The 23,388-nt window shown below is 71.6% G+C and carries 27 protein-coding genes; 4 read left to right on the plus strand and 23 right to left on the minus strand.

Annotated elements, in window-relative coordinates; translation table 11 throughout:
* Positions 1–42: 42 nt before the first annotated feature.
* The 7 genes from ACKUU6_RS14580 to ACKUU6_RS14610 all read right to left on the minus strand — a co-directional run bounded on the left by ACKUU6_RS14580 (position 43) and on the right by ACKUU6_RS14610 (position 6,395).
* Positions 43–1,065, minus strand: coding sequence for a hypothetical protein (locus ACKUU6_RS14580; protein WP_407988960.1), 1,023 nt, complete (start codon positions 1,063–1,065; stop codon positions 43–45).
* A 105-nt stretch (positions 1,066–1,170) separates the two neighbouring features.
* Positions 1,171–1,659 (minus strand): DUF3180 domain-containing protein, encoded by a 489-nt coding sequence (locus ACKUU6_RS14585; RefSeq protein ID WP_407988961.1) that lies wholly within the window; start codon positions 1,657–1,659, stop codon positions 1,171–1,173.
* A gap of 108 nt (positions 1,660–1,767) precedes the next feature.
* Positions 1,768–2,367: a 2-amino-4-hydroxy-6-hydroxymethyldihydropteridine diphosphokinase gene (gene folK / locus ACKUU6_RS14590; RefSeq protein ID WP_407988962.1), complete on the minus strand. Its 600-nt coding sequence runs from the start codon at positions 2,365–2,367 to the stop codon at positions 1,768–1,770.
* A 43-nt stretch (positions 2,368–2,410) separates the two neighbouring features.
* Positions 2,411–2,770 carry a dihydroneopterin aldolase gene (gene folB / locus ACKUU6_RS14595; RefSeq protein WP_057228077.1) on the minus strand — a complete coding sequence of 120 codons (360 nt, stop codon included), beginning with the start codon at positions 2,768–2,770 and terminating at the stop codon, positions 2,411–2,413.
* 222 nt (positions 2,771–2,992) lie between these two features.
* The gene (locus ACKUU6_RS14600; RefSeq protein WP_407988963.1) at positions 2,993–3,487 is read right to left on the minus strand and encodes a nuclear transport factor 2 family protein; all 495 of its coding nucleotides are present in this window, start codon (positions 3,485–3,487) and stop codon (positions 2,993–2,995) included.
* Positions 3,488–3,531: 44 nt separating this feature from the next.
* A complete protein-coding gene (gene folP / locus ACKUU6_RS14605; protein ID WP_407988964.1) occupies positions 3,532–4,389 on the minus strand; it encodes a dihydropteroate synthase in 858 nt (285 codons plus the stop codon).
* Positions 4,390–4,556: 167 nt separating this feature from the next.
* Positions 4,557–6,395, minus strand: a complete 1,839-nt coding sequence (locus ACKUU6_RS14610; RefSeq protein ID WP_407988966.1) for a phosphatidylglycerol lysyltransferase domain-containing protein — start codon at positions 6,393–6,395, stop codon at positions 4,557–4,559.
* Between the two features lie 386 nt (positions 6,396–6,781).
* Here ACKUU6_RS14610 and ACKUU6_RS14615 point away from each other — a divergent pair, with 386 nt between their 5' ends.
* Positions 6,782–7,534 carry a ferritin-like domain-containing protein gene (locus tag ACKUU6_RS14615; RefSeq protein ID WP_407988967.1) on the plus strand — a complete coding sequence of 251 codons (753 nt, stop codon included), beginning with the start codon at positions 6,782–6,784 and terminating at the stop codon, positions 7,532–7,534.
* Between the two features lie 192 nt (positions 7,535–7,726).
* Here the strand turns inward: ACKUU6_RS14615 and folE are convergent, their stop codons facing one another.
* The 6 genes from folE to dacB all read right to left on the minus strand — a co-directional run bounded on the left by folE (position 7,727) and on the right by dacB (position 15,607).
* A complete protein-coding gene (folE, locus tag ACKUU6_RS14620) occupies positions 7,727–8,335 on the minus strand; it encodes a GTP cyclohydrolase I FolE (protein ID WP_407988968.1) in 609 nt (202 codons plus the stop codon).
* 101 nt (positions 8,336–8,436) lie between these two features.
* Entirely contained in the window at positions 8,437–10,464 is a 2,028-nt protein-coding gene (gene ftsH, locus ACKUU6_RS14625) for an ATP-dependent zinc metalloprotease FtsH (RefSeq protein ID WP_407988969.1), read from the minus strand.
* A 244-nt stretch (positions 10,465–10,708) separates the two neighbouring features.
* On the minus strand, positions 10,709–11,263 hold the full coding sequence (hpt, locus tag ACKUU6_RS14630; RefSeq protein WP_407988970.1) for a hypoxanthine phosphoribosyltransferase: 555 nt from the start codon (positions 11,261–11,263) through the stop codon (positions 10,709–10,711).
* A 67-nt stretch (positions 11,264–11,330) separates the two neighbouring features.
* On the minus strand, positions 11,331–12,455 hold the full coding sequence (gene tilS, locus ACKUU6_RS14635) for a tRNA lysidine(34) synthetase TilS (protein ID WP_407988971.1): 1,125 nt from the start codon (positions 12,453–12,455) through the stop codon (positions 11,331–11,333).
* 256 nt (positions 12,456–12,711) lie between these two features.
* Positions 12,712–13,866: a zinc-dependent metalloprotease gene (locus tag ACKUU6_RS14640; RefSeq protein ID WP_407988972.1), complete on the minus strand. Its 1,155-nt coding sequence runs from the start codon at positions 13,864–13,866 to the stop codon at positions 12,712–12,714.
* 295 nt (positions 13,867–14,161) lie between these two features.
* The gene (gene dacB / locus ACKUU6_RS14645; RefSeq protein WP_407988973.1) at positions 14,162–15,607 is read right to left on the minus strand and encodes a D-alanyl-D-alanine carboxypeptidase/D-alanyl-D-alanine-endopeptidase; all 1,446 of its coding nucleotides are present in this window, start codon (positions 15,605–15,607) and stop codon (positions 14,162–14,164) included.
* A gap of 76 nt (positions 15,608–15,683) precedes the next feature.
* On the opposite strand from dacB, the gene ACKUU6_RS14650 reads away from it, so the two are divergent.
* Entirely contained in the window at positions 15,684–16,172 is a 489-nt protein-coding gene (locus ACKUU6_RS14650) for an inorganic diphosphatase (protein ID WP_184915710.1), read from the plus strand.
* 101 nt (positions 16,173–16,273) lie between these two features.
* Here the strand turns inward: ACKUU6_RS14650 and ACKUU6_RS14655 are convergent, their stop codons facing one another.
* Both ACKUU6_RS14655 and ACKUU6_RS14660 read right to left on the minus strand, forming a co-directional pair.
* Positions 16,274–16,489, minus strand: coding sequence for a dodecin (locus ACKUU6_RS14655; protein ID WP_407988974.1), 216 nt, complete (start codon positions 16,487–16,489; stop codon positions 16,274–16,276).
* 61 nt (positions 16,490–16,550) lie between these two features.
* A complete protein-coding gene (locus tag ACKUU6_RS14660; RefSeq protein ID WP_407988975.1) occupies positions 16,551–17,084 on the minus strand; it encodes an ABC transporter substrate-binding protein in 534 nt (177 codons plus the stop codon).
* 399 nt (positions 17,085–17,483) lie between these two features.
* Between ACKUU6_RS14660 and dtd the strand changes: the two genes are divergently transcribed.
* A complete protein-coding gene (gene dtd / locus ACKUU6_RS14665; RefSeq protein ID WP_407988976.1) occupies positions 17,484–17,918 on the plus strand; it encodes a D-aminoacyl-tRNA deacylase in 435 nt (144 codons plus the stop codon).
* A 19-nt stretch (positions 17,919–17,937) separates the two neighbouring features.
* Here the strand turns inward: dtd and ACKUU6_RS14670 are convergent, their stop codons facing one another.
* From ACKUU6_RS14670 to ACKUU6_RS14680, 3 genes are all read right to left on the minus strand, one after another.
* A complete protein-coding gene (locus ACKUU6_RS14670) occupies positions 17,938–18,894 on the minus strand; it encodes a YgfZ/GcvT domain-containing protein (RefSeq protein WP_407988977.1) in 957 nt (318 codons plus the stop codon).
* Between the two features lie 10 nt (positions 18,895–18,904).
* A complete protein-coding gene (locus ACKUU6_RS14675) occupies positions 18,905–19,354 on the minus strand; it encodes a Fur family transcriptional regulator (RefSeq protein WP_407988978.1) in 450 nt (149 codons plus the stop codon).
* Between the two features lie 77 nt (positions 19,355–19,431).
* Positions 19,432–20,016 (minus strand): FABP family protein, encoded by a 585-nt coding sequence (locus tag ACKUU6_RS14680; RefSeq protein WP_407988979.1) that lies wholly within the window; start codon positions 20,014–20,016, stop codon positions 19,432–19,434.
* Positions 20,017–20,284: 268 nt separating this feature from the next.
* Here ACKUU6_RS14680 and ACKUU6_RS14685 point away from each other — a divergent pair, with 268 nt between their 5' ends.
* Positions 20,285–20,647: a DsrE family protein gene (locus ACKUU6_RS14685; RefSeq protein ID WP_407988980.1), complete on the plus strand. Its 363-nt coding sequence runs from the start codon at positions 20,285–20,287 to the stop codon at positions 20,645–20,647.
* On the opposite strand, the gene ACKUU6_RS14690 is transcribed toward ACKUU6_RS14685, so the two are convergent.
* From ACKUU6_RS14690 to ACKUU6_RS14710, 5 genes are all read right to left on the minus strand, one after another.
* Positions 20,641–20,901, minus strand: coding sequence for a DUF3099 domain-containing protein (locus ACKUU6_RS14690; protein WP_407988981.1), 261 nt, complete (start codon positions 20,899–20,901; stop codon positions 20,641–20,643). The genes ACKUU6_RS14685 and ACKUU6_RS14690 overlap by 7 nt on opposite strands.
* Positions 20,902–20,975: 74 nt before the next feature.
* Positions 20,976–21,266 (minus strand): DUF1416 domain-containing protein, encoded by a 291-nt coding sequence (locus tag ACKUU6_RS14695; protein ID WP_057227860.1) that lies wholly within the window; start codon positions 21,264–21,266, stop codon positions 20,976–20,978.
* Between the two features lie 30 nt (positions 21,267–21,296).
* A complete protein-coding gene (locus ACKUU6_RS14700) occupies positions 21,297–22,133 on the minus strand; it encodes a sulfurtransferase (RefSeq protein WP_407988982.1) in 837 nt (278 codons plus the stop codon).
* 216 nt (positions 22,134–22,349) lie between these two features.
* On the minus strand, positions 22,350–22,430 hold the full coding sequence (locus ACKUU6_RS14705) for an Ms5788A family Cys-rich leader peptide (RefSeq protein WP_369405619.1): 81 nt from the start codon (positions 22,428–22,430) through the stop codon (positions 22,350–22,352).
* 186 nt (positions 22,431–22,616) lie between these two features.
* Complete coding sequence (locus ACKUU6_RS14710) at positions 22,617–23,321, minus strand: hypothetical protein (protein WP_407988983.1); 705 nt, start codon at positions 23,319–23,321, stop codon at positions 22,617–22,619.
* Positions 23,322–23,388 lie beyond the last annotated feature (67 nt).

Consider the following 23,388-nt stretch of genomic DNA (forward strand, 5'->3'; position numbering starts at 1 on the left):
ACTCGTGTCCGACGTCAGCCCTCCGACGTCAGCTGCCTGACGTCAGCTCAGCTCGGCCCGCAGCTGTGCGACGTGGATGATCTCGGTGTCGTCGTGCGGCGTCAGGTCGACCACCTCGGGCCGTGCGTGCTGCTCCTCGGGCTCAGGGGCGGCCACCGGCTGCTCGACCGGCTGCTGCCGGGCGGCGTACCGGGCGCTCTCGGCGAGCGCCTCGTCGCCGAGCACGTCCGCCAGGTCGCCCTGGGCGCCGAGCTCGGTCACGCTGCCGACCGCGGGCGCCGGGGCGGCAGCCCGTACGGCGGCGCCGGCCGCACCGCTGCGGCCGAAGAAGCTGAAGTTCGGCACCCGCGAGGCGGGCCTGGCCCGCTGCCGGATCGCCACCACCGAGTCGGCCGCCGCACCGGGCGCGGACAGCACCGGACGCTCCGGCGCGGCGCCGAGCTGACGGACCGTCGGGACGGTCTCCGGCAGCGCCGCCGGGCGGAGCGCGACGGCGGCCCGTTCGTTGCTCTCGCGACGGGCCTCGGCCCGCTCGGCCTCCCGCTCCAGCTGCCGCAGGACGGACGCGGCGCGGACGTACGCGGCCGGTGAGGCGGGGTACTTGGGGCGGGCGGCGGCCAGGGCCCGCTGGTGCGCCTCCGCCTCCTTGAGGGCCTGTTCCGCGACGCTCACGGCCCGTTCGCGGAGCAGCCGGGCGATCTCGGTCTCGGCCTTGGCGAGCCGGGACTTCTCCGCGGTCAGCCGGCGGCCGAAGCGGGTGGCCCGCTCCTCGGCCACCTCGGCGGCGTACTCGGCCTCGGCGAGCTGCTCCTCGAAGCGCTCCTCGGACCGCATCCGGCGGGTGGCGGCCAGTTCGGCGGCCACCCGGGCGGTGCGGTCGCGCTGGCGCAGCACGACGCCGATGCCGACCGCGACGAGCACCGCCGCGATCCCGACCGAACGCACCACGAGGGTGTCCGGACTGGCCGCGAGTGCGCCGAGGGCGGCGACGACGAGTACGCCGATGGCGATCGGCGGCACAGAGCGGCCGAGGACGGAGGAGTGCCGGTGGCGTCCGCGAGACATGCCAAAGAAACTAGCGTGCGAATCGGGGCGCTGTCAGCCTGGGTCGGGTTTCGGCTCTTGACAGTTGGTCACGGCCACCGCTGGTGACCACCGGCCGACACCCCGTCAGCGCGGCGAGGGCGTCGGCCCGGTCGGACCCTCGTGGTCCTCCGGGAGCCGGCAGACGTGCTGCAGCCAGAGCGCGGCCGCGACCACCGCCACGCCCGCCAGCACGGCGAAACCCGCCGTGATCGCCTGCGAGGAACGCGCCGGGTTGTCCAGCAGGCTCAGCAGGTGGATGCCGGTGCCCGCGTACACACCGGTCATCAGGGCCGCCACCAGGGCACTGGCCTGCGCCAGCACCACCGCCCTGGCGGCACCCAGCGGGTCCACGCCCTTGGCGCCCGGCTGCCGCTCGCGGACCGCCTTGAGCCGGGAGCGGAGCGAGAACGCGGTGGCGAACAGGACGACCGCGACGGCCGCGAGCACGATCGGAGCGGCGGTGGGCACGCCGGGCAGATGGCCCAGCGAGTCCCACAGCCGGGCACCGGCCCAGGCGAGCGCCGTCGCCACGGCGGCGATGGCGAGCAGCAGGCGGAGGCGGAGCGGCTTCACTGAGGTCCTTCCCCGGGTGGGTGGGCGGGCGGCACGGGATCCTGACGGCCGGTCAGCCCACCGTACCGGCGCCCACCCGGTCGGACGGCCGACGGGATCGGGAAGTTCCTACTCCGGCAGCCGGAGCTGGATGTCGTCCCGGCGGCGGACGCCCTGGCCCGGCTGGTCGGCGATCTCCTTGAGCAGGTCCTCCACCCGGCCCCGACCGGGCAGCTCGCCATCCGGGTCGGCATCCTGCCAGGGGGCGAGCACGAAGGCCCGCTCGTGCGCACGGGGGTGCGGCAGCAGCAGCTCGGGTTCGTCGCTGGTGACGCCCTCGTACGCCAGGATGTCGACGTCCAGGGTGCGCGGGCCCCAGCGGACGGTGCGGACCCGGCCGAAGGCGTCCTCGACGGCGTTGGCCCGCTCCAACAGCGAGCTCGGCGGCAGGGTGGTGCGCAGCACCACGACGGCGTTGAAGTAGCTGGGCTGCTCGTCCGGGCCGCCCAGCGCCTCCGTCTCGAACACCGCGGAGACGGCGGTGATCCGGATCCCGGGAGTGTCCTCCAGTGCGTCCACCGCCCCCTGCAGCGTCTCCAGGCGGTTGCCCAAGTTGCTGCCGAGGGCGACCACGGCGCGGCGCGGGTCGTGCAGGGTCGAGTCGGCGGAGTCGACCCGGCGTTCCAGGTCGAACGTGGTCGGCGAGGCGGTCGGGTCGCTGGTGCTCATCGAGATCCCTCTGCGGCTTCGGGGGCGGGACGGGCCACGGACGTCACGCGCGGCCCCGGTGGATGGTGATGGTGACGTCGTCGAACGGGACGGTGATCGGGGCGTCCGGCTTGTGCACCGTCACCTCGACCTCCTCGACGGCGTCGTGCGCGAGGCACTGGTCGGCGATCCGCTGGGCCAGCGTCTCGATCAGGTCGACCGGCTCGCCGGAGATGATCGCGGTGACCTCCTCGGCCACCACGCCGTAGTGCGCGGTACGGGTCAGGTCGTCGCCGGAGGCCGCCGGGCGGGTGTCCAGGTAGAGCACCAGGTCGACCACGAAGGTCTGGCCCTCGATCCGCTCACGCTCGAAGACGCCGTGGTGGCCCCGGGCGCGGAGGCCCCGCAGTGTGACGCGGTCCAGCAAGTCACTTCTCCCATGTGAACAGGCCCCGCACAGGGCGGGGCACCGGGCCTCGTCGCCCGCGACCTTCGAATCTACCTGCGGGCGGCGACGAACCCCGACCGTCCTACCCGGCACCGCGCGGCGCCACGCACGCCGGAACGGCCATTGACGTGAACATCAGGTGCACGTCGCGGCAACACTCCCGACCCCGGCCGGATTCCCGGCCGCCCTGACCCGCTGTCAGTCCTCGTCCTCGTCGTCACCGCTGGTCAGCACCGGTGATCCGTGGTGCGACCAGAGCTTCCAGCCGGCCGGCGTCCGGCGGAACAGGTTCGTCGAGACCACCTTCCCGCCGACCAGCGGACCGAGCTCGCCCTCCTCCTCGGCCTCCCCGCCGGAGAGGATGTTCTCGGTACAGGTGACGAGGGCCACATCGCCCTGCACCTCGCACTCCACGTCGGTCAGGAAGAACTGGATGTACTCCGTGTTCATCATGATCAACATGTACGAACGGGTCACCTGGGCCCGACCGCGCAGGACCGGCCAGCCAGGGTGCACGCAGACCGCCCCGGTCTTGTCGTCCGCCTCACCGGGGCCCAGCCAGGCCGCCTCGACGCCCTCCAGGTCCCCGTTCTCCAGTGCCTCGTAGAGCGCCTGATTGGCCGCCAGCACGGCTTCGCGGTCCAACGCCGCCGCCGTCGCCCGGTCATCGGTCGACCTGCCGTCACCCGCCATGCTTCCTCCGGAATGCCAAACCAGCGTCCTCTCCGGGGCCCGTCTCAGCGCCCCCTCCGCGCGGCCCGTTCCCAGGCCGCGACCACGCGTACGGCGTCCGCGGTGCCGGACACGTCGTGCACCCGGACCGCCCAAGCGCCCGCCTGGGCCGACAGCACCGAGACCGCCGCGGTGGCGTCGTCCCGCTGCCTGGCCGGGCGCGGCTCCCCGGTTTCCGGGTCGGCCAGCAGCGTACCCAGGAACCGCTTGCGCGAAGCGGCCACCAGCACCGGGCGCCCGAGCGCGGTCAGCTCGTCCAGCCGCCCGAGCAGGGCCCAGTTGTGCTCCGGAGTCTTCGCGAAGCCGAGGCCCGGATCGAGCACCAGCTGCTCCTCCTTCACCCCCGCCGCGGTCAACGCCGCCACCCGGACGGTCAGTTCGGCCACCACGTCGTCCACCACGTCCTGGTAGACGGCGAGCCGGTCCATGTCCTCGGACTGCCCGCGCCAGTGCATCACCACGAACGGCGCCCCGGTGGCCGCCACCACCCCCGCCATCTCCGGATCGGCCAGGCCGCCCGAGACGTCGTTCACCAACCGGGCCCCGGCCGCCACCGCCTGCTCGGCCACCGCCGCCCGCATGGTGTCCACCGACACCACCACCCCCGCCGCCGCCAGCTCCCGGACCACCGGGATCACCCGCCGCAGCTCCTCCTGCTCGGTCACCCGCCGCGCCCCCGGCCGAGTCGACTCGCCCCCGACGTCGACCAGGTCGGCCCCCCGTGCGGTCAGCGCCAACCCGTGCGCCACGGCCGCCGCCGGGTCCAGCCACAGCCCCCCGTCCGAGAACGAGTCGGGGGTCACGTTGACCACCCCCATCACGGCGCAGCGGTCAAGGTCGGGGAGGCCGGGCAGGTTGTTCATGCCGCCATTATCGACGCACGCATCAGCCACCAGGGGCTCGGGGAACTGCGAAGCCGACCCTTGCAACGCGATCGTCGCGTAGCTGGTCAGGAACTTTCGCAGTGACCCGAACGCCAGACCTCCTCGCAGTTCCCCGAGCCCCTGGATATCGCAGCTTGCCCTGCTGCCTAAGCGGCCTGCGTGAGCGCCGCAGGCTCCTGCATCAGCCCCTGCCGCTGCCGCTTGCGCCCGAACCTGGGCATCCCCAGCGTGATGAACGCCTCCGCCTGCATCGCGGCGAAGCCGATCCGCGGCAGGTCCCTGGTCTGCGGGTACACCAGGAACCGCGGCTCCCACTCCGGCTGGAACTTCGCGTTGAACTTGTACAGCGACTCGATCTGGAACCACCGCGAGGAGAACACCAGCAGCCCCCGCCAGGCCCGCAGCACCGGCCCGGCCCCGATCCGCTCACCACGCGCCAGTGCCGAGCGGAACATCGCGAAGTTGAGCGAGACCCGCCGCACCCCGAGCGCCGGCACGGCCTGCAGCGCCGCCACGATCAGCAGCTCGTTCAGCCCCGGATCGGCCGCCCGGTCCCGTCGCATCAGCTCCAGCGAGATCCCGTCGGACCCCCAAGGCACGAAGTGCAGTAAGGCCTTGAGGTCGTCACCGCTCTCGCCCTCCTCGGGTGCCTTGTGGGCGGTGACCACCACGCAGTCGTCGTCGCCCGGGTCGCCGAAGCGGCCGAGTGCCATCGAGAAACCGCGCTCGGTGTCGGTGCCGCGCCAGCGGGCCGCGGCGTCGCCGATCCGGCGCTTCTCCTCCAGCGTCAGGTCACCGACCCGGCGGACCTGGCAGGAGTAGCCGTTGCGCTCGATCCGCTTCACCATCTGGCGGACGTTGCGCATCGCCCGTCCCGAGAGCGAGAAGGTGGTGGCGTCCACGATCGCCTCGTCGCCGAGCTCGATCGCGTCCAGGCCCGCCTCGCGGGTCCAGATCTCACCGCCCAGCTCGCTGCAGCCCATCACGGCCGGCACCCAGGCCCGCTCGCGGGCCTCGGCCATGAAGAGCTTGATCGCCCCGGGCCAGGCCTCGTAGTCGCCGACCGGGTCACCGGAGGCGAGCATCACGCCGGAGACCACCCGGTAGGAGATCGCCGCCTTCCCGGTCGGCGAGAAGAGCACGCTCTTGTCCCGGCGCAGCGCGAAGTAGCCCAGCGAGTCCCGCTCGCCGTGCTTCGCGAGCAGAGCCCTGACCCTGACCTCGTCCTCGGCGGTCAGCTCGGGCTGGGGCTTCTCCGGCCGCAGGGCCAGGTACGCCGTGGTGCCCGCGGTGAGCAGCCCGAGCGCGCCGAGCGAGTAGCCGACGTACCAGGCGACCTTCTCCGAGCGGTAGTCGATCGGTCCCTCGAAGCCGAACAGGCCGTACGCCACGTGCTGCAGCCGCTCGAACAGGCTCGGGTCGCCGAGCTCGGCGCCCTGCCTGACCCCGACGATCAGCAGTCCGAGCCCGACGCTGACCAGGGTCAGCAGGACGAACGCGACCACCGCGCGCCAGCGGGTGCGCGGGTCGGCCTTGGCGTAGAACTCGCGGTGGTGCACCAGCAGCACGGCGAACAGCACCAGCGAGATCACCGCCGGGCCCACCTGGTGCCAGCGCAGCAGGTGCAGGCCGGCGCCGATCGGGAGCAGCACGCAGACCGCCCGCCAGGCCCGGCGCTTCCGGCGGCGCAGCGCGTGCGCCAGTATCACCAGCAGCAGGCCGACCATCAGGGTGCCCGCCGCGGCCAGCGTGGTGGTGCCGCCCGGGAGCTGCCCGGCCAGCCAGTGCATCCGGGTGTTGCGCAGCTTGGGGAACACCGCGCAGGCGATGTCGACCAGGCCGATCAGCAGGGCGGCGTACCCCACCGCACCGGGGAGCCAGGCGCGGGGCACCGCAGCGGCTTGGTTGCGCAGGTTCTGGAACCGACGGCGCGGCTGTTCCTGGGGCGCCTCGGCGGACGGCTCAACGGGCACGGGAACGCTCATGGAGAGTCAGCGTAGATGCTGTTGCGGTCCGTTCTGTCACTCCGGAGGAGGAGTCGTGGTGAACCTTCATGACAAATCCTTGATCTGGCAATCGGACCGTCAAGTTGGAGCCCCGCAACCGAAGTTGGCGGAGCGCCCGGCGACGGCACAGCCCTGGGGACGGGTGTGCCGCACCCGCCGAACGGCGGGTACGGCTGGGTGGAGCACGCGGGGCGCGGGTCGGCGCCGCACACGGTGGACGCCGCATTCTAGGCCCTCGGTTGCGGCCCAGGAGCACCCTCGGCGGCTACCCGTCCGGCGCAGGCCCGGTGGCTCGGCCCCGGCCGCCCGCAGCACGATGGTCGGTGACCCCCGCCGCGCTGACGGACGTTCAGTAGGAGAGCACCATGCTCAGTACCCGCGCACTGTTCCAGCAGATCTACGACCACGACGAGGCGTACCAGCTCTTCTGCAGCGTCGCGGCGGGCGGCGAGGACCAGGGCGGCTGGGAGAACGAGCGGATCACCGAACTCACCACCGACCCGGTGCTGGCCCCCAAGATCGCCCGGCACGGCGCGGACGAGCGCAAGCACGGTCGGATCTTCACCCAGCTGCTCAGCAAGCGCGGCCTGAGCAAGGTCTCGATCCCGCTCGACACCGACTACTGCATGCTGCTCGAACGCCAGGGCATCGGCCTCTCCCACAGCCGCCTCAGGTCCACCGCCCCGCTCGACGACCGGGAGATCATCACGTACCTGGCCCACAGCCGGGTTACCGAGCAGCGCGCCTCGGAGCAGATGCGGCAGCTGGTGAAGGCGTACGAGGCCAACCCCGAGCTCGACAAGGCCCTGCGGATGATCTCTGCCGACGAGGACAACCACCTCGCCTACTGCCACGAGGAGCTGCTCCGGCTCGCGGCGGCCGGCCACGGGCCGTACATCCGCCGGACCCTGGAGTCCATCGCCCGGGCCGAGATCCGCACCCACCGCGACGTCGGGCTGGCCGTGATGGCCGCGATGGGCCGCATCCTCGGCTGGCCCCGCTACCAGCGCCTCCTGCTGGCGGCCGGCCTGCACGTGCTCTACCTCTACGAACGCGCCGTCGGCTGGCGCCGGATGGTCTCCCTCACCATGCCCGCCAAACGCAACGCCCTGGGCTAGGCACATGCCCGAGTGGCACATGCCAGGGGCCCGGGGAACTGCGAGGAGATCTGGCGCCGGGGTCACGGGCAGAAGTGCCTGACCACCTACGCGATGATCACCTTGCAAGGGTCGGCTTCGCCCACGCGGCGGAGCCGCACATCGGCAGGGCCCGAGCCCCTGGCCGTAGACGGCTGAGCACCAGCGGAGCAGTTACCGCCCGATGATCAGGCTCATCGCCTCGGCGCGGGTGGCCGGGTCGCGAAGCTGCCCGCGGACCGCGGAGGTGATGGTCTTGGCGCCGGCCTTGCGGATGCCGCGCATCGACATGCACATGTGCTCGCACTCGATGACCACGATGGCCCCGCGCGGCTCCAGGATCCGCATCAGCGAGTCGGCGACCTGGCTGGTCAGCCGCTCCTGCACCTGGGGGCGGCGGGCGTAGACGTCGACCAGGCGGGCCAGCTTGGAGAGGCCGGTGATCTTGCCGCTGGCGGACGGGATGTACCCGACGTGCGCGACGCCGCGGAACGGCACCAGGTGGTGCTCGCAGGTGGAGAACACCTCGATGTCCTTGACCAGCACCATCTCGTCGTGGCCGAGGTCGAAGGTGGTGGTGAGGACGTCCTCCGGCTCCTGCCAGAGCCCGGCGAATATCTCCTGGTACGCGCGGGCGACCCTGGCCGGGGTCTCCAGCAGGCCCTCGCGGTCCGGGTCCTCGCCGATGGCGATGAGCAGCTCGCGGACCGCGTTCTCGGCACGCTTCTGGTCGAACGTCCCGATGGCGGTGGCGTCCTGCTCCAGGGTCACCGGGTCGATCATGCGTGCCTCGCTTGGTTCAAGGGTGAAGGGCCGAGCAGCACGGATGCCGCGCCTCCAGGGTACAAACCCTGGCGGCGCGGCATCCATTCCGTACCGGTCGGTCAGCTCTCGGCCGGGGACTCCGGGTGCTTGACCGTGTCGACCACCGGGGTCGCGATCTCCGGCTGAGCGGCGTTGGTGAGCGCCAGCTCCTTCGGGGACTGCACCGGCGGGCGGGTGGACGGCGTACGACGGGACGAGCCCGTCCAGGCCGGCCGGGCCGGGCGCTTGACGATGGAGCGGAAGATCTCGGCGATCTGCTCCTTGTTCAGGGTCTCCTTCTCGAGGAGCTCCAGCACCAGGTTGTCGAGCACGTCGCGGTTCTCGACCAGGATCTCCCAGGCCTCGTTGTGCGCGTTCTCGATCAGCTTCTTGACCTCCTCGTCCACCAGCCCGGCGACCTCTTCCGAGTAGTCGCGCTGGTGGCCCATCTCGCGGCCCAGGAACGGCTCGGAGTCACTCGTGCCGAACTTGATCGCCCCGAGCCGCTCGGTCATCCCGTACTGGGTGACCATGGCGCGGGCCGTGGCGGTGGCCTTCTCGATGTCGTTCGAGGCGCCGGTGGTCGGGTCGTGGAAGACCAGCTCCTCCGCCGCGCGCCCGCCCAGCATGTACGCCAGCTGGTCGAGCATCTCGTTACGGGTGGTCGAGTACTTGTCCTCGTCCGGGAGCACCATGGTGTAACCCAGGGCCCGGCCGCGGGACAGGATGGTGATCTTGTGCACCGGGTCCGCGTTGGGGGAAGCCGCCGCGACCAGGGCGTGACCGCCCTCGTGGTACGCGGTGATCTTCTTCTCCTTGTCGGACATGATCCGGGTACGCTTCTGCGGTCCGGCGACCACCCGGTCGATGGCCTCGTCCAGGATGTTGTTGTCGATCAGCTTCTTGTCCGAACGGGCCGTCAGCAGGGCGGCTTCGTTGAGGACGTTGGAGAGATCGGCACCGGTGAAGCCGGGGGTGCGCTTGGCGACGGCCTTGAGGTCGACGTCCGGCGCGACCGGCTTGCCCTTCTGGTGCACCTTGAGGATCTCCAGGCGGCCCATCAGGTCCGGACGGTCGACCGCGATCTGGCGGTCGAAGCGGCCGGGGCGCAGCAGCGCCGGGTCCAGGATGTCCGGGCGGTTGGTGGCGGCGATCAGGATGACGCCGCCCTTCACGTCGAAGCCGTCCATCTCGACCAGCAGCTGGTTGAGGGTCTGCTCGCGCTCGTCGTGACCGCCGCCGAGGCCGGCCCCGCGGTGGCGGCCGACCGCGTCGATCTCGTCGACGAAGACGATCGCCGGGGCGTTCGCCTTGGCCTGCTCGAACAGGTCACGGACCCGGGAGGCACCGACACCGACGAACATCTCGACGAAGTCCGAGCCGGAGATCGAGTAGAACGGGACGCCCGCCTCGCCGGCCACGGCACGCGCCAGCAGGGTCTTGCCCGTCCCGGGCGGGCCGTACAGCAGCACGCCCTTCGGGATCTTGGCACCGACCGCCTGGAACTTGGCCGGCTCCTGCAGGAACTCCTTGATCTCGTGGAGTTCCTCGACCGCCTCGTCGGCACCCGCCACATCGGCGAAGGTGGTCTTCGGGGTGTCCTTGGTCAGAAGCTTGGCCTTGGACTTGCCGAACTGCATGACCCGCGAGCCGCCACCCTGCATCTGGTTCATCAGGAAGAGGAAGACCAGCACGATGATGACGATCGGCAACATCGACAGCAGCACGCTGACGAAGGTGGACTGCTTCTCGGGGACGACGGTGTAACCGTTGGGAACCAGGCCGGTGTTCTTGCTCAGGTCGGCCGCGACAGCGGCGCCCTGGTCTCCGATGTACGAGGCCTGGAACTTGGAGCCGGAGGGAACCTTGCCATTGCTGCCCACGGGCAGCTTCTGACCGTCCCTCAGCTCGACCTTGATCAGATTCGAGTCGCCGGTGGTGATCTGCACCGACTTCGCCTGATTGTTGTTGATCGCAGCCACGATCTGGCTGGTGTCCACCGTCTTGGAGCCGCTCGAGTCGGAGACGACCTGCATCAGCACAATGACGGCTAGGACGGCCAGCACGATCCACATGATCGGCGCACGGAAGTATCGCTTGACGTCCATCCATGCGGGGCGTTGCCGCCCCGTCCCTCCTGCCACTCAACGGCGCTGCACGGCTGGGGGCCGTCGGCGCATTCCGGGTATGTGCTCATCAGAAGAGCGGTTAATGGGACCGTACCGCAGTCCTCTCCGCCCGAGGCGGGAGCACCACGACTACGACGTATTTTCCTACCCCGGCACAACGGGCGGGAACATCGCACTGTTCCCGCCCGTCGCCCGATTGGGGCAGCTGTCTTCCGACGGTCCGTCAGCCCCCGTAGACGTGCGGGGCCAGCGTGCCGATGAACGGCAGGTTGCGGAGCTTCTCGGCGTAGTCCAGGCCGTAGCCGACCACGAACTCGTTCGGGATGTCGAACCCGACGTACTTGACGTCGATCTCGACCTTGGCCGCGTCGGGCTTGCGGAGCAGCGTGCAGACCTCCAGCGAGGCCGGGCCGCGCGAGCCCAGGTTGCCCAGCAGCCAGGAGAGCGTCAGGCCGGAGTCGATGATGTCCTCGACGATCAGCACGTCGCGGCCGGCGATGTCGGTGTCGAGGTCCTTCAGGATGCGGACCACGCCGGAGGACTTGGTGCCCATCCCGTAGGAGGAGACCGCCATCCAGTCCATCGTCACCTGCGAGTGCAGCGCGCGGGCCAGGTCGGCCATCACCATCACGGCGCCCTTGAGCACGCCGACGATCAGCAGATCCCGCCCGGCGTAGTCCCGGTCGATCCGCTCGGCCAGCTCAAGCAGCTTGGCGTCGATCTCGTCCTTGCTGATGAGCACCTTCGCCAGGTCGGCGCCCATGTCGTTGTGATCCACCGGGGATACGTCCTCAAACGTTCGGGGTCCTGTGTCGGCGGCGGCCCTGCGACCTGGTGTTCACTCGTCAGTCGCTCTGTCGCCGAAACACCAGCGTGCCACACCTACGGGTGACCTCCACGCCACCGGGTAGGTGCAACGGCCCCTGGCCGCGCCAGCCGGTCACCAGCAGGTCCACCGTTTCCAGGTGGCGGGCGAACAGATCCCCGGCCGGGCAGCCCGCCCGGAGCGCGGCCCGGCGGAGCAGCCGACGGCGGACGGCACAGGGCAGTTCGGCCAGCTTCGCGACGTCCAGCGCCCCGTCGGCGGTCCGCAGGTCGCGCTCGGCCAGCGCGGCCCACTGGTCCAGCGCGTCGGCGTCGTCCCGGAACAGCCGGGCCGTCCTGGCCAGCGCCTCGACCACGCCGGCGCCGAGGTGCTTCTCCAGCACCGGCAGCACCTCGTGCCTGACCCGGGAGCGGGTGTACGCGGGATCACTGTTGTGCGGGTCGTCCCAGACCGGGATGGACTGGGCGGAGCAGGCCTGCCGGGTGGCGGCCCGGTCGAGCTCCAGCAGCGGGCGGCGGTAGCGGCCCTTCTGCGCTGGCATCCCGGCCAGCGAACGGGAGCCGGAACCGCGGGCCAGGCCGAGCAGCACGGTCTCCGCCTGGTCGTCCCGGGTGTGGCCGAGCAGGACGGCCTCGGCGCCGAGCCGGTCGGCGGCCTCGTCCAGCGCGGCGTACCTGGCCTCCCGGGCGGCATTCTCCGGGCCGCCCTGGCGGCCCACCAGCACCTGGACCGCCTCGACCGGGTCGAGGCCCAGCTCGCGCAGCCGCTCGGCCACCTGCTGGGCCCGCTCGGCGGAACCGGCCTGCAGGCCGTGATCCACCGTCACCGCACCGACCCGGAGGCCGAGCTTGGGCGCCTCGAAGGCGGTCGCGATGGCCAGCGCCATCGAGTCGGCACCGCCGCTGACCGCGACCAGCACCAGTGGGGAGCCGGGAGCTGCGGGCGTACGGGGCAGTCCCGAGGGGTGTCGGCGGGCGTTGCCGATCAGGGTGGTGGCGCCGGCGGCGCCGCTCAGGGCGAGTTCGGACGGGCGGCCGCGGGGCGCCCGGGCGGCCGGGGTGGTCTCGCCCAGATCGGCGGCGAGCTCGGCGAGGGTACGGCGGACGGCGAGGCGTATCGCCGCGACAGCGGGGTGTGGTCCCACGGGTATGCACTCCTTGGCGGAGAGGCGGAGCAGATGGTGACGCGGCGTCAGCTCACGGTCACCGGGTGCTCACAGATGGTCGCAGAATCCGGGCACCGGCTACGCCACCCGCGCCACCGGTACGACCACCGTCCCACGTACGAGTGAATGAAGAAACGTTCATCCGCAGCCAACGGCGCAACCAGTGCGAACGCGCGGACGAGGCGGTTCGCTCAGGACCGGCCCGGGACGGGCTCAGGGTCGGCGCAGGACGGCCTCAGGACGTCATCCGGGCCACCCACGCGGCCGGGTCGTGGATCTCCTCAGGGGTGGGCAGCGTGTTCGGCGAGGTCCAGACCCGGTTGAAGCCGTCCATCCCGACCCGGTCCACCACGCTCCGGACGAAGACCGCGCCGTCCTGGTACTGGCGCAGCTTGGCGTCCATCCCGAGCAGCCGCCGGACCACCAGGTCCAGCCGGCCCGCACCCCCGGCCCGCCGCCGCTGGAACTTCTCCCGGATCTCCGCCACGCTCGGCACCACGGCCGGTCCCACCCCGTCCATCACCACATCGGCATGCCCCTCCAGCAGGGACATCACCGCGGTCAGCCGGTGCAGCGTCTCCCGCTGCCGCGGCGACTGGACGGCCTCCAGCAGCGAGCCCCGGCGCTCCTCACCCCGTCCGGACAGCAAGTCCCTGGCCCGCTCCAGCAGCGCCGCCGGATCGACGTCGATCTGCCCGAGGAACGACTGCACCTCGGACTGGAGGTGGTCGCGCAGCCACGGCACGGCGGTGAACTGGGTCCGGTGGGTCTCCTCGTGCAGGCAGACCCAGAGCCGGAAGTCGTGCGGGTGCACGTCGAGCTCGCGCTCGACCTGGACGATGTTGGGCGCCACCAGCAGCAGCCGCCCCGGCGTCGGCGGCCGGAGGGCCCGGCGCGGCGTGTCCAGGATGCCCGCCGGCGTGTCCGGCGCCTCCGGCAGCGCACCGGGGAACTCGGCCGCGGCGAAGGTCTCGTACTGACCCAGGACCTTCCCCGACAGGAACGCCAGCACCGCGCCCACCTCAACGCCGGTGGCCTTCTCGCCGAGCGAGCCGAACGCGGCCGAACCGGGCAGCTCCGAGCGGCGCGCCTGCAACTTCTCCATCAGCGGCCGGACGATGGTGCGGAAGCCCGCCACGTTGGCCCTGATCCAGCCCGGCCGGTTCACCACCAGCACCGGGGTGGCGTCCGCCGTCAGCAGGCTGGTGGATCCCATCCGGGTGAAGGCGCGGACGTGCTCCTCCGCCTCCAGCGCGTGCCGGCGCAGCTCCGAGACCACCTCCCGCGCCTCGCCCCGGGTCACCTCGGGACCCGACCGGGCCAACCGGGTCGCCGTCGCGACCGCGAGATCCCAGTCGACCATCCCAGCCCCGCCGCTCGCGCTCGTCATGCCCTCACCGTACTGCGTGAGCGGTCACCGGTCAGGGGCTCGGGGAACTGCCCCGCAGTACCGCGAAGGCACCCGCCCAGGGCCTGCCTCTTGAAATCCCGTCGGATCAGCGGGCGGTGTTCGGGTGCGTGCATCCGCGGTGCGGAGGAGGAAGCCTGATGCAGCGCATCGGCGACCGACGACAGCCCGGCCACGTGCCCTCCTGCCCGATACCGGGCAGGAGGGCACGTGGCCGGGCGCCGCCCGCCCGGCGGGATTCAAAAGGCAGGCCCTAGGTGTACTCGGTCGACAGGACCTAGTGGCAGCCGCAGGTGGCCAGCTGCCCGACGATGCGGTCGACCGCCGCGCGGGCCGCGTCCGGGGTGGCGGTGGTGTGGGTCATCAGGGCGAAGGTGAGGTCCCGGCCCTCCGCGTCGAGCACGGTGCCGGCCAGCGTGTGGATGCCGCTGCTGCCCAGGGTGCCGGTCTTGGCCCGGACGATGCCGATGCCGTTCTGGGCGCGGGTCGCGGCGCCGAACCGGCTGAGCAGCGTCCCGGTGAAGCCGGCGATCGGCAGGCCGGTGAGCACCGGCCGCAGCCGGGGGTGTTCGGGCGAGGCGGCGAGCGCGAGCACCTTGGAGAGCACCAGCGGGGAGAGCTGGTTGCCGGTGTGCAGGCCGCTGCCGTCGTGCAGGACCACGCCCGCCATCGGCACCCCGAGCTTCTCCAGGGTCTGCCGGGTGGCGGCGGAGGCACCGTCGAAGCTGGCCGGCTGCTGGGCGGCGATCGCGACCTGACGGGCCATCGCCTCGCTCAGGGTGTTGTCCGAGGTGGTGAGCAGACGTTCGATCAGGCGGGCGACGGTGGGTGACTCGACGGCGGCGAGCTGCTGGGCCCCGGCGGCGGCCGCGCCCGGCTTCGGCTTGCCCTGCACGGTCACACCCTCGGCGCCCAGCGCCGCGGCGAAGGCGTCGGCGGCCTGGCCGGCCGGGTCGAAGACCCGCGCCGGGCCCTCGTCGGTGGACTTCGGGTCGACCCGGCCCTCGTTGACCATCAGCGGGACGACGGTGGCGATGTTCATCGCGTCGTGCTGTGGATGGTTCAGCGGGCCGGTGTACATCGAGGTGTCGAAGGCGAGCTTGACCGAGGCCACCCCGGCGGCCTTGAGGGCGGCGGCGGTGCGCCTGGCCAGGTCGGCCACGGTGGCGGGGGCGGTCTCGGTGTCGACCGGCAGGCCGCCGACCCTGACCTGGTCGGCCGGGAGCGTGGACAGAGTCGGGTCACCGCCCCCGACCAGCACGATCTCGTCCGCCGCAGCGCCCTTGACCACCTTGGTGGTGAGCCGGGCATCGCCGGGGATCAGTTCGAGTGCGGCCAGTGCGGTGAGCAGCTTGGTGGTGGAGGCGGGGGTGGCCGGGGTGTTCTCGCCCGCGCCGTACAGCAGTTGCCCGGTGGCGCCGTCGGTGACGGCGAAGTTGAGGGTGCCGAGCGCCTTGTCCTGGAGCAGTGCGGCCAGGTCACGCTGGAGCCCGGCGGTCGTCGGCAGGCCCTCCGCCCCGGTCGTGCCGGCCCCGAGGACGGCCCCACCGGTGGCGATCGCCTTGTGCCCCAGGGCAGTCGGCGGCTGCGGCGCACCGCTGCCGGTCCGGCCCGGACTGGGTTCGGCCCACGCGGGGCTCAGCCCGCCCGCCGTCAGCGCCACCCCGAGCATCCCGGCGACCGCCACCCTGCGGCCCCGCCCCACCCCTGCACCTCGCTGCACCGACCGGCCCCTTTCCTGAGCACACCCTCCCGTAGGAGACACTTGGATTCTGTCAGTCCCTACCTTGGAGGAACCGTTGGAGTTCGACGTCCTGATCGAGATTCCGAAGGGCTCGCGGAACAAGTACGAGGTCGACCATGAGACCGGTCGCCTCCGTCTGGACCGGATGCTCTTCACCTCGACCCGCTACCCGGCCGACTACGGCTACGTCGAGGGCACCCTCGCGGACGACGGCGACCCGCTGGACGCGCTGGTCATCCTGGAGGAGCCGACCTTCCCCGGCTGCCTGATCAAGTGCCGCGCCATCGGTATGTTCAAGATGACGGACGAGGCCGGCGGCGACGACAAGCTGCTCTGCGTCCCGGCGACGGACCCGCGCTGGGAGCACCTGCAGGACATCCAGCACGTGTCGGAGTTCGACCGCCTGGAGATCCAGCACTTCTTCGAGGTCTACAAGGACCTTGAGCCCGGCAAGTCCGTCGAGGGCGCCGACTGGGTCGGCCGCGCCGAGGCCGAGGCCGAGATCACCGCTTCGATCAAGCGCCTCGCGGACGCCGGCCACTGAGCCCGGCACCGCGAACGGCCCTGTGGGCCACCCCGGCCGGGGCGGGCAGAGATGCCCGCCCCGGCCGGTTCCGTACTCCGCTCCCCCGGCCCGGGCCCTGCTCAGTCCTCGTCGTCGAGCCGGAACCCGACCTTCAGCCCCACCTGGAAGTGCGCGATCCCGCCCTCCTCGATGTGCCCGCGGATCTGGGTCACCTCGAACCAGTCGAGGTTGCGCAGCGTCCGTGAGGCGCGGCCGACCCCGTTGCGGATCGCCGCGTCGACCCCCTCGGTCGAGGAGCCGACGATCTCGGTGACCCGGTACACGTGTTCGCTCATGGCTGTCTCCCATCGATGCGTCCCCGGTCCACCGTGCCCCAGCCGGCCGGCTCCCGCACGCTCACCCGCCGGTGAGCAGGTCGTCCACCCTGGCCTCGCCCTCGCGGTAGCGCCGGGTGATCTCCGCGCTGCAATCGTCCGCCCGCCGCTGGAGCGCCTGCCGCCGCCCGGAGACCTCCCGCTCATGCACCGTCAGGCGCTCGACGGCGGCCACCAGTTCGACGGTCTGGTGGGCCTCCAGATCGGCCAGTTGGACGTCACCCATGAGGGCGTCCGCCTCCCGCTGGTAGCGCTCCCCGCGCGGCGGCCCGAGCCGCAGGTGGCGAGCCGGGCGGCGGACCGGTGACGGGGTGTCCGCCAGGATCGCCGGGAGCTGGTCGAGCAGGGCGTCCGACAGTCCGTCGGCCCCGGGCTCGTTGGACATCCTGCGGGCCAGCTCGGCCCGCAGGATGTCCAGCCGTCCGTGCAGCAGCCGGCGCAGGTACGAGAGGTCGGCCTCCTGGTCCTGTGCGTCCCGGCGGAGCAGCCGGAGCTGGTCCAACCCGAGGCCGGTGAGGCCGTACTCCCGCTCGTGGGCCGTGCTGCTCGCGTCCATCAACCAACCACCTGCCGCTGTACCGGTCACTGAATCCCCCGCTGGCTCTCCGCCGCCGGACGCCCCGTCTGGTGCACGCCCGCCCGGCGCCGGGGGTTCCCACCGGGCAGCGACTCCACCCGTGCGAGCGACCCCGGAATTCCGAACCCCCGCATGGGTGCTCGTCCACGCGTCGCCCACAGCGTGCCATCCGGGACCGGCGGGCGCACCGCCCGTGCACCCGAACGGCCCCCTGGCGAAGGGGGGTGGCTGATACGACGGGAACAATCCGCAGGCCGCACCACCCGGCCGACGGCGCACACAACGCACCCCCGGCGCGTACGCCCCTGCCGCGCGCCCCTGGAACGGTGCCAGGAACGCGCCGCCGGAACGGCCCCGGCCCTCCGGCAGAATGAGGCCATGCGAGCAGTGGTGCAGCGGGTCGCCGAGGCGGCCGTGACGGTGGACGGCGAGACGGTCGGCGCGATCGAAGGCCCCGGGCTCTGCGTCCTGGTCGGGGTGACCCACGAGGACACCCCCGAGAACGCGGCCCAACTCGCCCGCAAGCTCTGGTCGGTGCGGCTCTTCGACAACGGGGAGACGGAACTGTCCTGCTCCGACCTGAACGCCCCGCTGCTGGTGATCAGTCAGTTCACCCTCTACGGCGACGCCCGCAAGGGCCGCCGCCCCACCTGGAACGCGGCCGCCCCGGGCCCGCTGGCCGAGCCGCTGGTGGACACCGTGGTGACCGAACTCCGGGCGCTCGGCGCCACGGTGGAGACCGGCCGGTTCGGCGCCGACATGAAGGTGTCCCTGGTCAACGACGGCCCGTTCACCGTCCTGCTGGAGATCTAGTACCGCGCCCGGCGGGGTGCTACGCCGGAACGATCACGTCCTGGCTGCCCGGCACGCCGTCCGCCAGCAGCACCTCGTCCACCGGGGTGTTCCGCTTCACCAGGGCCAGCGCGATCGGGCCCAGCTCGTGGTGCCTGGCCGAGGAGGTCACGAAGCCCACCGGGCGGTCCTGGCCGGGCCGCAGGACCTCGGCCCCGTGCGCCGGGAGCTTCTCCTCGGTGCCGTCCAGGTTGAGCAGCACCAGCCGGCGCGGCGGCTTCCCCAGGTTGTGCACCCGGGCGACCGTCTCCTGGCCCCGGTAGCAGCCCTTCTGCAGGTGCACCGCCGTGGACAGCCAGTCCACCTCGTGCGGGATCGTCCGGTGGTCGGTCTCGAAGCCCAGCCGGGGCCGGTGACCCTCGATCCGGAGCGCCTCGTACGCCCACACCCCGGCCGCCGGCCCGTACCCCGCGGTCAGCACGGCCAGCTCCGCACGCGGCACGAACAGGTCCCGCCCGTACGGGAGTTCACGGACGGCGGCGGCGCCCTCGGCGGAGACCTCGGAGCCGGCCGGGAGGAACACCACGGCGTAGTCCCCGGTCGCGTCGGCGACCTCCACCTGGTAGAAGAACTTCATGCTCTCCAGGTAGGCGATCAGCGGCTGCTGGGTGCCCGGCTCGACGTGCGCCCAGGTGGTCTCGCCGTCGTCCACCAGGTAGAGCGCGTGCTCGACGTGCCCGTTCGGTGAGAGCACCAGCGCGTCGGTGGCCTGCTGCGGCGGCAGTGCGCTGACGTGCTGGGTGATCAGCAGGTGCAGCCAGGACAGCCGGTCCGGACCGGTGACGGTGAGCACGCCCCGGTGCGACAGGTCCACGAAGCCCCGGCCCGCGGCCAGTTCACGCTGCTCAGGGAAGAGGCCGCCGTAGTGCGCGGCCACCCCTTCGTCGGCTCCTTCGGCGGGGACGGCACCGGGCAGGGCAAGCAGCGGACTCTTCATGACAGCAAGCTTACGACTGCTCCTCCTGGAGCTTCGCGGTGCAGTCGGCGCAGCGGCCGAAGATGGCGAAGTGCTTGAGATCGGTGTCGAAGCCGTGCTCCGCGCGCAGGCTGTCGACCAGCGGCGCCGCGATCGCGGTGTCGGTCTCGGTGACGCTCTCGCAGTCCCGGCAGACCAGGTGCAGGTGGGTGTGCCGCCCGGCCAGGTGGTAGGTCGGGGCGCCGTGGCCCAGGTGGGCGTGCGAGACCAGTCCGAGCTCCTCCAGCAGCTCCAGGGTCCGGTACACGGTGGAGATGTTGACGCCGCTGGCGGTCTTCCTGACCTCGTGCAGCAGCTCGTCCGGGGTGGCGTGGTCCAGCGCGTCCACGGCCTCCAGCACCAGCTGGCGCTGCGGAGTGAGCCGGTACCCGCGCTCGCGCAGGTCGGCCTTCCAGTCGGAGGGGGTCTCGGTGTTCGCCACGATGCCTGCCCGGGTCTAGGTCGTGCGACAAGTGTAGGGACCGACCCCCGGGCCGGCCCCTACGTTGCACCACTGGCTCAGCGGAAGAAGGCGATGCCGTCGTCCGGCAGGTCCGCGATGTCCTGGATCAGCTTCGCCGGGTTCAGCACCTTCTTCAGCTGCGCCGACATGTAGGGCCGCAGCGGGACCTCGGGGGCGGCCTTCTCTCCGACCCAGAGCAGCTCCTCGGCGACCATGCCGTACAGCCGCTTGCCCCCGGTGTACGGGGCCGCGCCCTCGATCCGGGCGACCGCGTCGGTGGCCAGGTCGATCTGCGGCTTGCCGTCGTGCAGCTTGCCGTACCAGATCTCCACGGTGCCGTCGTCGCGGACCGAGGAGACCTCGATCTCGCGCTCGCCGCTGGTGCCGTGCTGGTTGCTGGTGATCCGCCAGAACCCGTGCTCGGTCTCCAGCGGGCGCACCTTCTCGCCCTCGTTGTCCAGCACCCAGCTACGGGAACGGAACTCCAGGAACGGCCGGCTGTCGTGCCGGAACACGATCTCCTGGCCGAAGTTGCACTTCTCGGTACCGGGGAAGTCGTAGACGCCCGCGCCCTCCCAGGTGCCGAGGAGGAAGGCCAACGGGACGACGTCCTTGTGGAGGTCAGAAGGGATCTCGATCATGTTCCTGGTCGCTGTCGTCGGTGGGGGACTGCGTCAACCGTACGGCAGTCGGGGTCAGCGCTGGCCCTGGTAGAGCTTCATCACGGCGAAGATGGCGAACCAGGTGATCAACACGGCCATCAGGATGAGCAGACCGTCGAAGAAGTATTCCAGAGACACGGGGCGCTCCCATTGCGGCATTGCGGTACAGAGCAGGACGGGCTGAGTCTATCGGCCCGGTATGGGCCGGTCTCGGTGAGCCCCGCCACGTCGTCTATAAGGTGTCACCATGCCGAAGAAGCTGGTCGTCAAGGTCACCGCCGGAGCCGACGCGCCGGAGCGCTGCTCGCAGGCCTTCACGGTGGCCGCCGTCGCGGTCGCCAGCGGGGTGGAGGTCTCACTCTGGCTCACCGGCGAGTCCACCTGGTTCGCGCTGCCGGGCCGGGCGGCGGACTTCGAGCTGCCGCACGCCGCGCCGCTGCCGGACCTGCTGGCGGCGGTGCTCGCGTCCGGGCAGGTCACCGTATGCACCCAGTGCGCGGTGCGCCGGGGCATCGTCGAGCAGGACCTGATCGAGGGCGCCAGGATCGCCGGGGCGCAGCTCTTCGTCCAGGAGATCATGGCCGAGGACGTGCAGGCGCTGGTCTACTGATCCGGGCGGTCCCGGTCGTGGCCGGGTTCGTCCCACTCCGGGTCGTCCCAGCGCGGGTCCCGCCACCAGTCGTCCTCGGGGTCGCGCTTGTTGGCGAAGATCGCGGCGGTCGGCGGGATCACCATGGCGACCACGCACATCCCGATCGCGGCGCCCACCGAGAAGAACCGCACCACTCCCCACGCCAGGACGAACATCGTCAGGCAGACGCCCATCATGACGAAGTAGTAGAGATGCCTCCGCCGCTGCTGCACTCTTCCACGGTACGACCGAGGGCCCCCTGCGCGGCAGGGGGCCCTCGGTCGTACGTCGGGGAGCTGTCGGGTCGTCAGACCGCGATCGCGACCTCGGTCTGGGCGCCCTGGGAGGCGACCACGACCCGGTCCACGGTCGCGCCCGGGACCAGCGCGCGCAGCGTCCACTTGCCCGGACGGGCGAAGAAGCGGAACTGCCCGGTCGCCGAGGTGGGCACCTCGGCCGTGAACTCGCCGCCCTCGTCCAGCAGCCGGACGTAACCGTTGACGGGCTCGCCGTCGCGGGTCACCGAACCCTGGATGATCGTCTCCTTGGCCACGTCAACTCCTGCCAGATCGGGGCCACCGGCCTTCGCACCGCACATGATGTCTTCCCTCTTCCTACGGTTCGCGGCTCAGTTGTCGCCGAGGGCGATCGGCACGCCGACCAGGCTGCCGTACTCGGTCCAGGACCCGTCGTAGTTCTTGACGTTCTCCTGGCCGAGCAGCTCGTGCAGCACGAACCAGGTGAGCGCGGAGCGCTCGCCGATCCGGCAGTACGCGATGGTGTCCTTCGCCAGGTCGACGCCCTCGGCGGAGTAGAGCTCCTTGAGCGCCTCGTCCGACTTGAAGGTGCCGTCGTCGTTGGCGTTCTTCGCCCACGGGATGTTGCGGGCGGACGGGACGTGGCCCGGACGCTGCGACTGCTCCTGCGGGAGGTGGGCCGGGGCGAGCAGGCGGCCGGCGAACTCGTCGGGCGACCGGACGTCGACCAGGTTGAGGGTGCCGATCGCGTTCACCACGTCGTCGCGGAAGGCGCGGATCGACTTGTCCTGCTCCTGCGCCTTGTAGTCGGTCGTGTCGCGCTCGGGCACCTCGGTTACCAGCTCGCGGGCGTCCAGCTCCCACTTCTTGCGGCCGCCATCGAGCAGGCGGACGTCACCGTGGCCGTAGAGCTTGAAGTACCAGTAGGCGTACGAGGCGAACCAGTTGTTGTTGCCGCCGTACAGCACCACGGTGTCGTCGTTGGCGATGCCCTTCTTCGAGAGCAGCGCCTCGAAGCCGGCCTGGTCCACGAAGTCGCGGCGGACCGGGTCCTGGAGGTCCTGCTTCCAGTCGATCCGGACGGCGTTGCGGATGTGGTTCAGCTCGTACGCGGCGGTGTCCTCGTCAACCTCGACGACGACGACCTTCGGGTTGTCCAGGTTCTCCTGGACCCAGTCGGCGTCGACCAGGACGTCACTGCGGCTCATGGTGGTTGTCTCCATCCGGGGGCGGTACTGCGGAAGGGGGTGCGAGGTGCCCGGCACCGGTCGTTTCGGAATTCTGTCCGAATACCGAGACGGCGCGGGGTGGCCGGGATCGAGCTGGAGTCAGGGGCGCCGAGGCGGTCCAAGGCATAAAGCTGCCTGGTCAGAGCCATCGGCAGGGAGTGGGCAGGGCCGGAAGTACCGGTCAGAACCGCCCGTTCAGCGCATTCGACACAGGCAGGCGGCCACGCGGCACAGGTCTACCGCCCGCCGCTTCGTGAGGTCCGCCTGTCGCTTCATGCCGACGATGCTAGGGACTCGGACGGGCTGCTGTCATCAGCGTGTCGGATACTGAGACGGTTCAGATCGAATGCTGAGATTTACCGGTTTCCCGCCGGGTCGGCGCCTGCTCCGCCCCCGTGCGGGGGCCCTGGCGCCCCGGCCATCAGGTGGCCCTGCTGGACAGTGCGTCTCGCGGAGCGGACATCAGCCGATCAGCCGGGACCCGATCCAGGCCAGCGGCGCGGCCACCGCCAGCGGCAGCGCCACCCCCGCCGTGAAGTGCACGAACCGGGACGGGAAGTCGTACGAGGCCACCCGGCGCCCGGTCAGCGCACCGACCGCCACCAGCCCCGCCAAGGCCGGCGGAGCACCCGCGAGCACTCCGGCGGCCGCCCCCAGCAGCAGCGCGGCGGCCGGCCCGACCACCCCGGGGACCGGGGCCGCCGCGAGCAGCGCGGTGACCGCGACCACCAGCACGGCGGCCGGTACGTGCGACGCGAGCAGCAGCGACGCCATCAGCCCGGTCAGCAGCACGCCCGAACCGAGCACGGTCAGCGCGTAGAACCGCTCCGAACGATCGGCCGGCCGGAACGTCTGCCAGACCAGCACCACCACGAGACCCGCGCCCAGCGCTGCGGCGAGCCCGGCGGTGCCGCCCGCCAGGGCACCGGCGTCGGCGGCGAAGCCCGCCACCGCCACCCCCGCGATCCCCTGCCGGGCCGGCCACATCCCGTGCAGTCTGAACCAGCCCACCGCCGTCAGCGCCTGAGCCACCATCAGCGCGGGCGTCAGGCCGTGGCGGGTGGCCACCGCGAGCAGGGCGCACAGCCCGGCCGTGAGCAGCGCCGGCCGCAAACCCGGCGCAACGATCGGCGAGCCGCTCTTCGCGGGGGCGGCGGTCAAAACCATCGGGGGTTCCAATCTGGGCAGTGCTGCTGGCAGGCGCTCGGCCGGCCCCTGGTGCACCGGATGCCGA

Source organism: Kitasatospora sp. CMC57, from assembly GCF_045866025.2.
Lineage (GTDB): Bacteria > Actinomycetota > Actinomycetes > Streptomycetales > Streptomycetaceae > Kitasatospora.